Source organism: Aequorivita sediminis, from assembly GCF_032080575.2.
In the GTDB taxonomy this organism is placed as follows: Bacteria; Bacteroidota; Bacteroidia; order Flavobacteriales; family Flavobacteriaceae; genus Aequorivita; species Aequorivita sediminis.
This window is the reverse complement of sequence record NZ_JAVLSO020000013.1, coordinates 26,242-41,285: the sequence shown is the minus strand read 5'-3', so window position 1 is coordinate 41,285 and position 15,044 is coordinate 26,242. Positions and strand designations below refer to the sequence as shown.

Here is a 15,044-nt window from a genome sequence, read left to right as displayed (position 1 = left end):
ATTTCATCGTAGATATCGCCCTGGTTTTGAATGTTTGTCACCACATCGTTAATTACATCAACTGTAATGCTATCGCCATTGGCGTTGGTAAATACATAGGTGCCATCTCCGTTGTCCTGCATGCTTGTAGTGTTGGCGTTGAAGATAACTTCGGTACCATCTACAGCTGTATGCTTAAAAGTTCCATCTCCTAAGTCTTCAAAAACATCAGTTCCTGAGGCAGCGATAATGTTTATGATTTCATCGTAGATATCGCCCTGGTTTTGAATGTTGGTCACCACGTCGTTAATCACATCAACTGTAATGCTATCGCCATTGGCGTTGGTAAAGACGTAGGTGCCATCTCCATTGTCCTGCATGCTTGTAGTGTTGGCGTTGAAGATTACTTCAGTACCATCTACAGCTGTATGCTTAAAAGTTCCATCTCCTAAGTCTTCAAAAACATCAGTCCCTGAGGCAGCGATTATGTTTATTATTTCATTGTAGATATCGCCCTGGTTTTGAATGTTGGTCACCACGTCACCAACTACATCGATAGTAGTAACTTCTCCAGACTCATTAGTGAATGTATATGTTCCATCACCATGTTTAATTAACGTGGTAATTGTTTCAAAATTCTTGATAACCTGTTCAAGGTCAATACTTGTTACAACCCCGTCTTCATCGGTGTATTCTAAGGTGTGTCCATCTACGTTTAACCCTAAGAATGTCAATGTTTCCAAATCTGAAATGTCGATTGTTTGAATATCTCCATTCTGATCTATATAGGTAAACTGGTTATTCACCACATCCCATAAAACAATAAAATCAGGTAAGTCTGAGTCTGAAGTCAATCTTTGCCAATTTTCTTGAAACCAATAATAGTATCCTGGGGTTAAAGTTTCATTTGTACTGGTGTTATAAACCAATAAGCTTTCTAAATTCCCGGCATTAATAGTAGTCTGATCTGTTTTACCAGTTAGAGGTACTTGTGGAATTAAAACCCCTCGATTGGAAGATTTAATTTCAAGTTGCGAAGAAGGGTTAGGGGTGTCAGTTCCAATCCCCACTTGAGCATAAATACTACATGTACACAAAATTAATAAGAGTAATAATTTTTTCATAAGACAGTTGTATAGTTGAGTTCAATTGTAATTTATTCAAAATTATAAGAGATTCCCAATTTTTAAACTGTCCCCAATAGTCATTTTCCGGAAAATGACTATTATTAAATACGCTGATAGTCAGTATGTTACTTGTATTTTTTGCTAAAACACTTTTTAATTAAGGAAAAGCACAATAAGTTGTATTCCAACTCAAATCTGTCCTATTTTAAGTCTAAAAAGACTAAAATATTATGGTTGAATTTTACGAATATATGCCGAAGGTGATATTCCTTTCAATTTTTTGAAAGTTTTCGTGAATTTTGTGTGAGAAGTAAATCCAGACTCCCTCGCTAAATAACTAATTTTATATTGAAGGTATTTAGGGTCTGTTTTAAGCTTATTGGTTATATATGAAATTCTCAATTCATTTATATAATTATTAAAGTCGGTGTTTCTATGTTTTTTAAGAATATACCGTAAATATTTATTATTTGTTTGTAATTGCGAGGCCATTAAATTAAGAGCCATGTTGTTGTTAAGGTATTTCTTCTTTTTTTCAAATTCATCTAACTTTGAAAGTAATTCTACCTCTGTTTCGATAGGTAAATAATTATTGTTTTTTTCCTGTGTAGCCGAATTTTCTTTTTTTTCAATATCAGTAATTTTCTTAACTGCTGGCTCATCAGGTGTTTGTAGTATTAAGGGTTTTTTAATATAAAATATTCCAATGAAAATTAGAGCTAATAAGCTAAACCCTAAATAAATATAATTATATGAACCCTTGTTTTCATTATTTTCCTCTTCAATTTTAAATATGTCTTCTAGATGAAAGGTTTTATTTTGTTTGCTGTCTAAAACTGATAAAGCTTGAACGTACTTCCTCTTATAAAATGCAATACTATCAGGATTTTGTATCTTTTTGTAATAATTTATTGCATTTGTATATGAATGTATATTTCCAATCACATAATTGGTGTTATTTAGAACTTCAAGGCTTTTATATAGGTAAATCTTGCTTTGGCTAAAATTGTTCAATTTTAAATGAATTTCTGCATAGGCATTATATATAACGTTTAATCCAAATTTACTTATTTGCTGGGTATTCGTATTATAGAGCAATGCTTTATCAAGATGATTTAACGACTCTGAGTATTTTTCGAGATGAAAGTAATAAGCACTGTATCGGAAATGCAATTTAGCTAAATACGTATATTTTTTGTCAGATGAACCTATTAAGTTATTAATAATGGAGTCAGCTTGTTTAGTAGCATTTACAGATTTGGCAAATTTATGTTCTGAAAGAAAAACACGCCCTTTTAACAAATAGAATTCTGCTCTAATATAATTTTTAGCTTCCGTTTCTCTTAACAATGAAATAGTTTTTTCAGCCTTATTCAGATACATGAATGACATTTCGAGATATCCAACATCCAAATTTCGTTTAGCCAAATACATTTCAATTATTGCTTGAGAATAATAGTCTCCAGATTCAGATGCTTCTTGAAGGCTAATCATGGCATCGCTAAAGGTTTTATCCATAGCTCCAGACTTAAATCAAATAACAGAGGAAATCATTTTCGCTTCAATAAGCTCACTTGAGGTTTTAGCGTTCAAAAATAAGGAATTTGCTATTTTAACTGCTTTATCAAGGTCGGTATCTGCAATACTTAGAATGTGGGAGTAATTTGTGCCATCACGAAAATCCTGTTCGTTCTTTCCATAACAAATCGTTACAGTTAAGAAGATAATATATATAACATTTTTATAAAAGCTCAAAATTGATCGGTTAGTGGGTTAAATACACTAAATTTTTATAACATAACCCTGTAAGAGTGACAGTTATATTATTCAGCTATCAAACACAATTTAACAATTACATGGTTTCAAACTTTTATTAAAAAGGTTAAATAATTAATAAATTTATGTGAAATTAAGGGTGTTTATGAAGGGATTCATAAAGCAATAAGGCTAAATATCGAAAGTATATGGCTACTAATTTATAGAAGAAAAATGGTGAAATAGTGCTACGCTAGAGGAATTTCTAGTAGCATGTAACTCAATAAAAAGACGAAAATATAAAACCGTTATAGTCTTTCTTGTAGCTCCATAATAATGAATAGAGCTAAGAAAAGTCCAACAGTCCATATTGCTAATAAACCTAATCCCATACGGCAAACTTACTAAATTTATTTAATCGATTTCAACTATTTTCCTGAAAAATTTAAAGTAGAAAAACCTCACAACATTAGCTTTGTGAAGTTGTTATTATACCCAGTTTCACAGCAAATTTCACGTCCTTTTAATCGTCACAACCTAAGTACGTTACGTTGTTTCCTTCACTAGCTTGTTGTGAAAGTACAGGCTCTCCATCGCTGCATCTAACTACATCGCCATAAAAAACGCCTTCATTTCCGAGAAATTTTCCTCTACAATTACAGTCTTCATCCGAATTACAACTTAGTAAAACTGTTGCAACTAAAAGAAAACCGAATTTCTTAATAATTTTGATTTTAAACATAAAGCAATTTTTAATTTTTAGCTTTTAAATTTTATGTTGGTTAGTGTTCGCTTACAAAGATATAGAAAGATTATGGAGTGTAATTATTTAACTATTTTGGGACACACATTTTCTATTGCACTATTTCAAAAGTTGAAACTATTTTTTTAAACAAATTATTTCATTAAATAGTTACAGTCGCAGCGCTAATGCCACCTTTTAAACTTACTAGTTTATTCTCGAAATTATTCTTTTTAAGAATTTGGATAGCTAGCTTACTACGCACCCCAGATTTGCAAAAAACCAATAAGCTTTTGTTTTCTGCTAGCTCGGTGTATCTTTCTTCTAATTCGTCTATGGGAATATGAAAGCTTTCTATGGAAAGTTCCTCTCTTTCTCCTTTGTTTCTTACATCTAATACATTAAAAGTATCTGCCTGTTGCAGATATTCTTGATAGGTTATTTCCTCAAGTCCATCATCCAGACCACAAAACATTTGATAATCTTGCGCTAAAGATTCTATTGAAAGTGAAGCATTCTTTTTAAAGTGAAATATTTCCTGTTTTAATGTAAGCGCATTAAAAGTTAGTAGCTTTCCAGACAAGATATCACCTAAGCCTAAAATGATTTTTAATACTTCATTTGCTTGTAAGCATCCAATAATTCCTGGTAAAATCCCCAATACTCCTGCCTCTGAACAGTTAGGTACTAATTCTGGCGAAGGTGGGCTAGGAAATAAACATCTGTATGTTGGGCCGTTGTTATAGTGGAACACAGAAACTTGTCCTTCAAATTTGTTTATCGAGCCAAATACTACAGTTTTTCCCAAGATTACGGCAGCATCATTTATTAAATATCGAGTAGGGAAATTATCGGTGCCATCCACTATGATATCGTAGCTTTCAAATAAAGTAAGGGCATTATCATTCCTTAATTTGGTATTATGACAATGAAGTTGAATAAAGGGATTTAATTTTTTTAAACGGGAAACAGCAGCTTCCACTTTATATTTTCCTATATCCTCATGAGTGTATAAAATTTGCCGTTGCAGATTGCTTGCATCCACTTTATCATTATCTACAATTCCTATGGTGCCAACCCCTGCTGCAGCTAGATATTGTAGCACTGGACAACTTAAGCCGCCAGCACCAATAACCAAAACCTTTGCTTGTTTTAACTGTAATTGCCCTCTTGCTCCAACTTCTTCAAGGCTAAGGTGCCTACTGTATTGAGAGGTTTCTTCTGAGCTTAATTTCATGTTTTACTTTTTATAATACGATTTATCCCAGTCTTTCCATACTACTTCATAGCCTTGAGATTGTATCATCGCTTTAATTTTATTCGTACCTCGCTCATCCGAAATTTCAAACTGTTCCAAGGATTTTGGATCCACAGCATACCCACCTGGATTTGTTTTCGATTCCGCACTCATCGAAGTGATTCCCAGTTTTATAACATTGTTTCTAAAAGTCTCACTTTCTCTTGTGGACATAGATAGCTCCACATCTTCATCTAATAATCTAAAAGCACAAATTAATTGAACTAGATCGGCGTCGGTCATTTCCACTTTGGGTTGCACTTCTCCCTCGTGAGGTCGCAATCTTGGAAAGGAAATAGAATACTTGGTTTTCCAATAGGTTTGCTGTAAATATTTTAGGTGTAAGGCAGTGTAAAAACTATCCACCCTCCAATCATCCAAACCAAACAAAGCACCTAAACCGATTTTGTGAATACCAGCTTTTCCCAATCTATCGGGTGTATCTAATCGATAATCAAAATTAGATTTTTTGCCTTTGGGGTGATGGGTTTTGTAGGTAGGACGATTATATGTTTCCTGATATACCAATACTGCGTACAGTCCCTCGTTAATAAGCGCTTCGTATTCCTCCTGATTTAGGGGCTGTACTTCTATACTAATATTAGAAAAGTGATTGCGAATTAATTTTATGGCGTTTTTTAAATAGGCCACTCCAACGGTACTATTTGCTTCCCCGGTAACCAGTAAAATATGGTCGTAACCTAATTGTTTAATATAAGATACCTCCTTCAGGATTTCCTTGTCGGTAAGCGTTTTCCTCGGAATTTTATTCGTTAAACTGAAACCGCAATAGGTGCAAATGTTTTGACATTCGTTTGAGAGATACATTGGGACATACATTTGTATAGTGTTTCCAAATCGCTTTCTGGTAAGCGCGCGGCTTCGTTGAGCCATGCTTTCGATAAAAGGTTTGGCAGCAGGTGAAATTAATACTTGAAAATCTTCTAAGTTTATTTCGTCTTTTAATAATACTTCTTGCACATCGCTTGCCGAATAACTGTAGATGTTCTCTTTTACAGTGTCCCAATGATATTGATTAAATATGTCTTGAAAATTACTCATTTAAAAAAGAAGTTAACGGACTACTTGCTTCTGCATGTGGATTAACTGCGGCTAATTTTGCTTCGTATGCCAACCTTCCAGCCTGCACGGCCAATTTGAAAGCGATTCCCATTTGCACTGGGTTCTTAGAAACTGCTATTGCTGTATTTACCAAAACTGCATCGGCGCCTAATTCCATGGCATAAGCTGCATGTGAAGGTGCGCCTATTCCCGCATCTATAATTACAGGGACCTTACTTTGTTCAATAATTATCTTTAAAAAATCCTTAGTTATAAGTCCCTTATTGCTACCTATTGGAGCACCAAGTGGCATGATACATTGCGCCCCAACATCCTCCAATCGTTTGCACAACACGGGATCTGCGTGTATATAAGGCATAACTACAAAACTTTCTTTTACCAAAATTTCGGTGGCTTTAAGTGTTTCTATCGGGTCGGGTAATAGATATTTTGGGTCGGGATGAATCTCTAGTTTTATCCAATTGGTTTGTAAAGCTTCTCTAGCCAATTGTGCAGCAAAAATAGCTTCCTCTGCTGTTCGTACCCCTGAGGTGTTTGGTAGTAAATGAATATGATCCTGCTGAAGATGCGTTAATATATCGTCACATGTACTGTGGAGTTCTACCCGTTTTAAAGCCACGGTTACCAATTCGCTTTCTGAGGCTATAATGGCTTCTTGCATTAATTTCGAACTGCTGAATTTCCCCGTCCCCGTAAATAATCTGGAACGGAAAGTTTTATCTGCTATTTTTAGTATGTCTGTCATTTTATGTACTTATTAAATTTTTAAGCTTACACCTGATTAACAGGGGTTCTTAATCTTTTTTGAAAGGCTTTGATGTTATGAAAGTCCTTTGTAATTGCTCCCGAAACTGCCACTCCATAAATACCTGTTTTTAATAATCCAGGAAGGTCCTTCATAGTAATGCCGCCAATGGCAATAATGGGAGTTTCTGAATTCCATTCTTGGAATATCGATACATAGCCTTCTAAACCCAATATCGGACTCAAGTTTTTTTTCGTGCTTGTAAATCGGAAGGGACCTAAGCCTATATAATCTACTTTCTTATCCATAAGTTCTTGGCAGTCTAGAAGGTTGTTTGCCGTTCCGCCAATAATTTGCCAATCGTACAAATGCTGTCTGGCAATAGTTGGGCAAGTATCTGTTTTGCCTACATGCACGCCATCTGCTTCAACAGCTTTCGCGATTTTATAATGGTCGTTTATAATTAATTTCGTTTGAAACTTCTTTGTGATTTCCCGTGCCTTTTCAGCTGTTTTCAATATGGTGATATCCTCTTCGTTTTTAAGTCGAAGTTGGATTAAATCTGCTCCGTGAGAACAGGCTTTTTGTATGTTATCTAAATGTTGTTCCGGAGTTTCGCCTTGAGAGATATAATGTAAATTAGGAATCATATAATTTCATTTTTGTGGTGAACTCCCAATAAGGAAGGGTGTGAGTTTAAAAATTGTTCGGTATATAGCTTTGCCATATTACAAGCAGTTGGTAAATCCTGTCCTAAACTAATATTGCTAGCTAAGGATGAGGAAAGCACACAGCCACTGCCGTGTTTTTCATAAATACTAGCAGCAATAGGAGGGATCTGATAGCTTTGTTGATTTGTTGGATGCAGTTCATCCCATCCTTTTTTGTCCAATCTATGCCCTCCTTTTAAATAGACATTGGTGAATTTCTTCATATAGGAAATCGTTTCTTCAAAATCTAAATTCGGATACAAACTCATTATTTCATCGTAGTTCGGGGTGATGATATAGCAGTGTTTTAATATTTCATCTAGGCTTTTTTGATCTTTTTCTGAATGGAAGTCAAATCCTGCACTAGCCTTAAAAATAGGGTCTAAAACAACTTTTATAGAAGGATGGATACCGTGAAGTTTTTCTAGAATACGAAGCAATGATTGCCAAGATGCTACTAATCCAATTTTTACGGTATCGATAGGAAAGCGTTCAAAAAGAATAGCTATTTGGGCCAAAATAATCTCCGTGTCCACCCAAACACAATGTTTAAAATTCCTATCATTTTGTATAGTAATTGCTGTGCAAACACTTAGGCCATAAAGTCCGTGGGCTGCAAATGTTTTGATGTCGGAAGTTATCCCAGCACCTCCGCAAGGGTCGTGACCTGCAATGCTAAGTATGTATTTATGATGGTTCAAAACTGTCTTTTATTTTTTTAAAGGATTCTACAGGATTATCAGTGTTCCAAATGCCTCCTAAAACGCCAACGCCATTATAACCGAGGGCTTTTATTTTTTTAATGTTATCAGCACTAACACCACCTAGTCCAATTACTGTTTTGTCTATATTATTTACATCAAACTTGCGACCGGTATATTCTTTTTTTGAAATAGAAGTAAATACTGGGCTTAAAAAATGGTAGTCGAAATCCATAGTGCAATTGGAAATATCCTCGGGACTATGAAAAGAGGAACTAATCGTCAAACTATTTGCTTGAAACGCTTTAAAATAATCCGTCGTTTTGTTCTTTAGTAATGTCTTTCTTGCCTGTTCCTGAAAATGAACACCTTTAAGATGAAATTCGTTTGCTAGTTGATGAAATAAATGCACCACAATTCGATTGTGAAATTTTGGATGTATGGCATTCAGATAAGCAATATGTTCGTCCAAATTCATCTTGGGTTTTCTAAGGTGATAACACGCTAAACCAGCTTCAAAAAGTTGATTTAGCGTGTTTGTTTCCTCAGAAATAGTTACTTCAGGAGCAATAACAATTAGCATAATTTATAAATAGACTTCAGAACCTTTGTTTTTAAACTCTTCCGCTTTTTCTTCCATCCCCTTTTGGATGACTTCGTTATCCACGATATCGTTTACAGCGGCAAAGTCACGGACTTCTTGAGAAATCTTCATGGAACAAAACTTTGGACCACACATAGAACAGAAGTGAGCCAATTTAGCTCCCGCAGCTGGAAGGGTTTCATCGTGGTATTCTCGGGCGCGCTCAGGGTCCAATCCTAAATTAAACTGATCTTCCCAACGGAATTCAAAACGAGCCATACTCAAAGCATTGTCTCGATGTTGTGCTCCCGGGTGTCCCTTAGCCAAATCGGCGGCGTGAGCAGCTAGTTTATAGGTGATTACTCCTACACGAACGTCCTCTTTATTCGGTAAGCCTAAATGTTCTTTTGGCGTTACATAGCAAAGCATGGCACATCCGTACCATCCTATCATAGCAGCACCAATGCCAGATGTAATATGGTCGTAGCCTGGAGCAATATCTGTAGTTAATGGCCCTAAAGTGTAAAATGGAGCTTCGTCACAAACTTCTATTTGCTTCTCCATATTTTCCTTAATCATATGCATAGGTACATGACCCGGACCTTCGATAAAGCACTGCACCTCGTGTTTTCTTGCGATTTTAGTCAGTTCCCCTAAGGTTTCTAACTCAGCAAACTGCGCTTCATCATTAGCATCGGCTATAGAACCTGGACGTAAGCCATCTCCTAATGAAAAGGCTACATCGTATTGCTTTAAAATTTCACAAATGTCTTCAAAATGGGTGTATAAAAAACTTTCTTTATGATGGGCTAAACACCATTTAGCCATTATAGAACCACCGCGAGAAACGATACCAGTTACTCGATTTGCCGTCATAGGAACATAACGAAGTAAAACCCCAGCGTGGATGGTAAAATAATCTACTCCTTGCTCGGCTTGTTCTATTAAAGTATCTCTAAAAACCTCCCAAGTTAAATCCTCTGCAACGCCGTTTACTTTTTCCAAGGCTTGATAAATCGGTACGGTTCCAACAGGAACAGGGGAGTTTCGGATAATCCATTCGCGGGTTTCGTGTATGTTTTTACCAGTAGATAAATCCATAATATTGTCTGCACCCCAACGGCAAGCCCATACTGCTTTTTCAACCTCCTCTTCAATGGAAGAAGTAGTGGCAGAATTTCCAATATTGGCATTGATCTTTACCAAAAAGTTTCTCCCTAAAATCATAGGTTCTGCTTCTGGGTGATTGATGTTTGACGGAATTACAGCACGACCTCTAGCAACTTCTTCTCGTACAAATTCCGGAGTAATTTTAGAAGGAATGGAAGCACCGAAATGCTCGCCCTTGTGTTGTTTTCTAATTTCAGTCATTTCATCAATACGCTGATTTTCACGAATAGCGATATACTCCATTTCTGGCGTTATAATTCCTTGTTTGGCATAATGTAACTGGGTAACATTTTGCCCTTTTTTTGCTCGTAAAGGTTTCTTTAAGCTAGAAAAACGCATATGGTCTAAACTTTTATCGTTTAGTCGTTCCCTTGCGTATTCTGAAGAGAATTCTTCTAGCTGTTCTACATTATTTCGGTCTAAAATCCATGGTTCGCGAATTCTTTCAATTCCTTTATGTACGTCAATCGATTTATTTGGATCGGTATAAGGACCTGAAGTGTCATAAACAGTAACAGCTTCGTTAGGGCTTATCTTCCCTGTTAGGGAGTCTTTTGTGTCACTTAAGGAGATTTCTCGCATTGCAACTTTTATCTGTGGATGCAATTTGCCCGGCACGTATATCTTTTTTGAATTTGGAAACGCTTGTCTTGTGATTGTTCCTTGTTTTGGAGCAGTGTCCTTGTTTTTCATATCGAAAAGTTTTTGCAGTTGTGTTAGTTTATTAAAATGAAGAGATTATCCACCTTGAGTAGCTTGAATTATTAAAACCTTGTCATTGGCAGACAAGTTTGTGGCACTCCATAAATGTTTTGAAATAATGCTGTGGTTTACGGCTACCGCAATACCATCTTGAGGGGATTTTATTTTCTCTAGCAGTTGTAGAATGTTGAAGTCGGAGCTGACTTCCATAGCTCTCTTGTTAACCCAAATAGTAATCATAATACAGTATTGTTTTAAGTATGCTGTAAACGATAAAGGTTTTTGAGAAGGAAAATATTTGAAATGAAAGCACAGTTTAGGATACTGTACTTTTATAAAAAGTGTATAAATACATCTATCCATTAGGATGATGTATTGCTAACTTTTCCCTTCGCTGGTACTAACCAGATCAGGTTCAAAGGGTCTTTCTCAGTTCTTATTTTTAGAACACCCCTAAAGTTTACCCCACAAACTTATTAATAAATTCTATTTAAAACCAAGGAAGTTAGTTTGAAATATTTTAAGATGGTGTAGTGTGTGAGGTAACAGTAAGTTATAGAAGGATTTTTTGTTAAAGAGTTTTGGGAATTATTGTGGGATTAGATTATGAAGAGTATCTGTGTTAAAATGTTATGTCTTTTTTTATTTGAATTCAAATAAAGTCGAAACAAAATCATTTTTGCTACTCCAATGTTTCAAAAAATTCGTCATAACGGAGTGTTTTAATAGGACTCTTAACTTGAATTCTTCTAATTTAATTTAAAAAAAGGTTGAAGTTATTTTAGGTGTACTTTGTTTAATCAATCTGTTTATTATCAATAAAATATCTGTTGATGTAGTAGGTGTGTAGTATGTCAAAATCATTGCTAAACCATATTCCTTTGTAAATTGCACCAAAATAAAATCGTGAAATTTTATCCAAGGCTCGCGAAAAGTTTAATAAATCAATCTAAACTTTAAATACTATATATTATGAAATACACTCTATCTCTTAGCTTCTTACTTTTACTATTTCTTACGCCTATATTAGGAAATAGTCAAAACAATTGCTCCCCACATGACCATCCTGCAAATGACATTAGATCTAAAGGTTTCATGGATGCTGGCGGGCAAACAATTGCTAACGACTTTCAACTTTCAGCCAATACTACAAACTTCTCATTAGAACAAATAGAAGCGAATTTATGGACTGAAGATGGCGAAATTGCGTCTATAGATGTGGTTTTTTTTAATAATGATAACGGTCATCCAGGTTTGGTTCTTGGAGATACAATTAGTAATGTTGTTCCTACTTCACAAATAGTTATAGATCAAGAAGAGGATTTTGACATTAGACGAGTAGTTTTAGATTTACCACAAGCTATAGATTTCGAAGGTACAGGTACTGAACCCGTGAAATATTGGATTCAATTAATTGCACATGCGTCGATTCTTGGAAAACGTGTAGGATGGGAAATTAACGGGGTAGAAGTAGAAGGTGAAGGAGTTAATTACTCAAACCCTGCGATAAATTATTGGTTAGTGAATGAAACTTGGGATGGGGTATTTACATTAAATGGAGTTTGTACATTAGCCGAAGGATGTTTAATTCCTGAAAATGTAGCAGCATCCAATATCGAAACAAACCAAGCTACAATAGTTTGGAATGGATGGCCTGAAGCGGAATCTTACACCGTCGAATATGGTTTTTCTGGGTTCACTCCAGGAACAGGCAACGGTGTTGAAGTTAGTGTTCCTAGTAGTACAACAGAGGTGATCCTTGATAATCTCGAATTAATAACTTCTTACGATGTTTACATAAAGACAGTGTGTAACGAAGGAGAAAGTATCTTTACAATCCCATTTAATTTTACCACAAACGACTTTTATTGCCAAGTAGGTAATTTGGATACTATCGAGCCAATTTCAAACGTTGAGTTCGCGGGAATTGAAAATCGTTCTCCTGCAGCTCTTGATGAAGCTCCAGCACACGAATATTTTTTAGACATCTCAGCTCAAGTAGTACCAGGCGAATCGTATGAAATTATTGTGGAAGGGAATACAGGGGGGAATTATCAAGATGGTGTAAGCTTGTTTATAGATTGGAATCAGGATAACACTTTTAATAACACTACTGAAAGGTATGACATAGGAATCCTTGAAAATAGTAATGGTGAAGATGGAATTCAAATTAGTAAAATCGTGGAAGTTCCAACCAATGCTCTAGCCGGGATTACAAGAATGCGATTAGTTAAAGAGTTTTACGCAAATATGTATCCGATAGATGGATGTACATGGGTTACTTACGGACAGGTTGAAGATTACGCTATACAAGTAGGTACACTTTCAACAAACAGTATTGAAACCAATTCTTTTTCTATTTACCCGAATCCAGTGTCGAATGTTTTAAATATCACTTCACAACACCCTATCACAAAAATGGAGATTTATAGTATTATGGGACAAAAAGTTTTCGAACAAACTATAGATGCAACAAGAACAGAGGTTGACGTAAACAAGTTTTCCCCAGGAATGTATTTTGTAAAAATAGAAGCAGAGGGTATTACAAGAACTCAAAAATTCTTAAAAAAGTAAAATTTAAATACTCCCCAATTCTGATGGCTGTTTCAAGAGTTAACTTTTGAGGCAGTCATCTTGTTATTTACAAGAATGCCCGTTATTTTTTAGACAAACACGGACTTCTGCGAGAATAATTACTCAATACTTTTTTAAAAAAACTTCTAAATCTTGTTCGTTAGTTAGTTTCAATATTTTTTTTAGCCTGTACTTTCCAGTTTGAACAGATTTATGAGAAATATTAAATAAAACTGAAATCTCTTTTGCTGTAAAACCATATTTTATTAAGGCTGCCAAGTGTTTTTGACGATTAGTTAAACCATTGAATTCAGTATCGAGCTTTTCAAACATCACTACCGAACTTTGTTCTAAATTTAATAGAAATTGCTTTCTATCGGCCTCTAAATTCTTACCCTCTCTAGTATTCTTAATTAATTCAGTTATTTTTCCTTGGTTTAAGTGCTTTTGAGCAGAGGTGTTAATTTGGTTTAAATGCTCTTTTAGGCTTAAAATATTTTCATTCTTTTCTACAATTTGAGAAGCTAAATGATGTACTTCCTTTTTCTTCTTATGTAGTATTTCCTCTTGTACATCTAACTTAGATTCTAACAATAATTTATTTTTTGCCAGTCGATGTCTTTCTTGTTCGGCCTTTATAAATTTCAACTTTTGTCTGTATAAAAAAATCAAAACAAGAATCAGAAATAGTAGTAACACTGAAAGAGCAGCCCAATACATCATCGCTGTATTTCTCTTTTTTAATTCAATCGCTTGTTGATTCCGGAAAACTTCATGTTGTGTCTCCAATTTAGCAATTTGCCTTTCACTCTCTAAATTAAAAAGTGTATCATGAATACTCTGATACTTTAAAAGCGTTTCATATGCCGCTTGGTAATTGCCATTTTCACGATACAATTCGTGTAAACTTATTAAAGGTGCGCGGGCTTCATTAGGAGCAAAAAATGTATCGAGAACTTTTAAAGACTTAAGTAAATGTTCTGTATAGTTATCCGTTTCACCTGCTCCGCGATAATAGTAAGCTTTGTTGTATAGTACCCTCGAGTAATCTTTTGATAATTGTAAGGTGTTCTTTTCCTTTAACTGGGCTTTGAGAATAACAGACTCCGCCTTATTTAAATATTCTAGACCATCTATGTTTTTTCCGATTAGTAAGTTTAAGCCTCCAAGATTTGAATAAAGTATTTGTATATCATCAATTTGGTCAAGATTATCATAACCTAAAACTTCTTCGTATGCATCTATGGCCTTTTGTATCTGCCCTTCCTTATAGTATATTCCTCCAATATTACTAATCGTTCTTACTATATTCTCATCTTTAGATAGTGTTTTGTAAATAGATAAACTTTGTTGTAAATACTTTAAGGCTTTGTCGGTCTTCTCTAATTCATAGTACACTTGTCCAAGTTTATTCAACGTTCTAGCGTAGTCAAAACGAGTAATACTATCCATTTCCTTATTTTTCTCAAGAACTGCTTTAGAACTTAGTAAATATTGAAGAGCCTCAGGATAATTTGATCTGTAAACTGCAATTTCACCTAACGTATAATCAATTTTATAGCGTAGGGAATCATTTTTATTTCCTAGAAGTAATTGCTTTGCAGCTTTACTTAAAGAATCTGCTTTTACCGGATCGTGACGAATAATCAACTTGGCCGAATCTAAAAGAGAAGTTATTTCTTGAGGAATCTCATCTCTACTTCGAGTAGGAGAGAAAAATTTAGTAGAGCCCATAAAAAATCCAATAGAAAAATAGACCACTACAAGTAATACAGCGGTTATTAATGTGAATTTAATAGCTAGCAAAATGTTAAACTTAGGGAACCATCGCATTTGTCAAAAATACTTAAATACATAAACAATGTTTATGTTCAAT

The 15,044-nt window shown here is 34.9% G+C and carries 14 protein-coding genes and 1 riboswitch; of the genes, 1 reads left to right on the top strand and 13 read right to left on the bottom strand.

What is annotated here, in order from left to right; translation table 11 throughout:
- The 12 genes from RT250_RS13275 to thiS all read right to left on the bottom strand — a co-directional run.
- Positions 1-1,103: phage tail-like protein (locus RT250_RS13275; protein ID WP_494337402.1), on the bottom strand; the 1,103-nt coding region annotated here is incomplete at its 3' end.
- 231 nt (positions 1,104-1,334) lie between these two features.
- Complete coding sequence (locus RT250_RS13270) at positions 1,335-2,624, bottom strand: helix-turn-helix domain-containing protein (RefSeq protein ID WP_313115354.1); 1,290 nt, start codon at positions 2,622-2,624, stop codon at positions 1,335-1,337.
- 15 nt (positions 2,625-2,639) lie between these two features.
- The gene (locus RT250_RS13265; RefSeq protein ID WP_313115351.1) at positions 2,640-2,861 is read right to left on the bottom strand and encodes a hypothetical protein; all 222 of its coding nucleotides are present in this window, start codon (positions 2,859-2,861) and stop codon (positions 2,640-2,642) included.
- 523 nt (positions 2,862-3,384) lie between these two features.
- Entirely contained in the window at positions 3,385-3,603 is a 219-nt protein-coding gene (locus tag RT250_RS13260) for a hypothetical protein (protein WP_313115348.1), read from the bottom strand.
- A gap of 163 nt (positions 3,604-3,766) precedes the next feature.
- Positions 3,767-4,840 (bottom strand): molybdopterin-synthase adenylyltransferase MoeB, encoded by a 1,074-nt coding sequence (moeB, locus tag RT250_RS13255; RefSeq protein WP_313115347.1) that lies wholly within the window; start codon positions 4,838-4,840, stop codon positions 3,767-3,769.
- 3 nt (positions 4,841-4,843) lie between these two features.
- Complete coding sequence (gene thiH / locus RT250_RS13250; RefSeq protein WP_313115346.1) at positions 4,844-5,962, bottom strand: 2-iminoacetate synthase ThiH; 1,119 nt, start codon at positions 5,960-5,962, stop codon at positions 4,844-4,846.
- Positions 5,955-6,728: a thiazole synthase gene (locus RT250_RS13245; RefSeq protein WP_313115345.1), complete on the bottom strand. Its 774-nt coding sequence runs from the start codon at positions 6,726-6,728 to the stop codon at positions 5,955-5,957. The genes thiH and RT250_RS13245 overlap by 8 nt, the downstream gene beginning before the upstream one ends.
- Before the next feature lie 26 nt (positions 6,729-6,754).
- A complete protein-coding gene (gene thiE, locus RT250_RS13240) occupies positions 6,755-7,378 on the bottom strand; it encodes a thiamine phosphate synthase (RefSeq protein ID WP_313115342.1) in 624 nt (207 codons plus the stop codon).
- Entirely contained in the window at positions 7,375-8,139 is a 765-nt protein-coding gene (locus tag RT250_RS13235; RefSeq protein WP_313115340.1) for a hydroxymethylpyrimidine/phosphomethylpyrimidine kinase, read from the bottom strand. The genes thiE and RT250_RS13235 overlap by 4 nt, the downstream gene beginning before the upstream one ends.
- Positions 8,126-8,722 carry a thiamine phosphate synthase gene (locus RT250_RS13230; protein ID WP_313115338.1) on the bottom strand — a complete coding sequence of 199 codons (597 nt, stop codon included), beginning with the start codon at positions 8,720-8,722 and terminating at the stop codon, positions 8,126-8,128. The genes RT250_RS13235 and RT250_RS13230 overlap by 14 nt, the downstream gene beginning before the upstream one ends.
- A gap of 3 nt (positions 8,723-8,725) precedes the next feature.
- Positions 8,726-10,585, bottom strand: a complete 1,860-nt coding sequence (thiC, locus tag RT250_RS13225; protein WP_313115336.1) for a phosphomethylpyrimidine synthase ThiC — start codon at positions 10,583-10,585, stop codon at positions 8,726-8,728.
- A 45-nt stretch (positions 10,586-10,630) separates the two neighbouring features.
- Positions 10,631-10,834: a sulfur carrier protein ThiS gene (gene thiS, locus RT250_RS13220; RefSeq protein ID WP_313115334.1), complete on the bottom strand. Its 204-nt coding sequence runs from the start codon at positions 10,832-10,834 to the stop codon at positions 10,631-10,633.
- Positions 10,835-10,963: 129 nt separating this feature from the next.
- Positions 10,964-11,059, bottom strand: a riboswitch (TPP riboswitch).
- Positions 11,060-11,566: 507 nt separating this feature from the next.
- Between thiS and RT250_RS13215 the strand changes: the two genes are divergently transcribed.
- A complete protein-coding gene (locus RT250_RS13215) occupies positions 11,567-13,168 on the top strand; it encodes a fibronectin type III domain-containing protein (RefSeq protein WP_313115333.1) in 1,602 nt (533 codons plus the stop codon).
- Positions 13,169-13,291: 123 nt separating this feature from the next.
- Here the strand turns inward: RT250_RS13215 and RT250_RS13210 are convergent, their stop codons facing one another.
- Positions 13,292-15,001: a tetratricopeptide repeat protein gene (locus tag RT250_RS13210; protein WP_313115331.1), complete on the bottom strand. Its 1,710-nt coding sequence runs from the start codon at positions 14,999-15,001 to the stop codon at positions 13,292-13,294.
- Positions 15,002-15,044 lie beyond the last annotated feature (43 nt).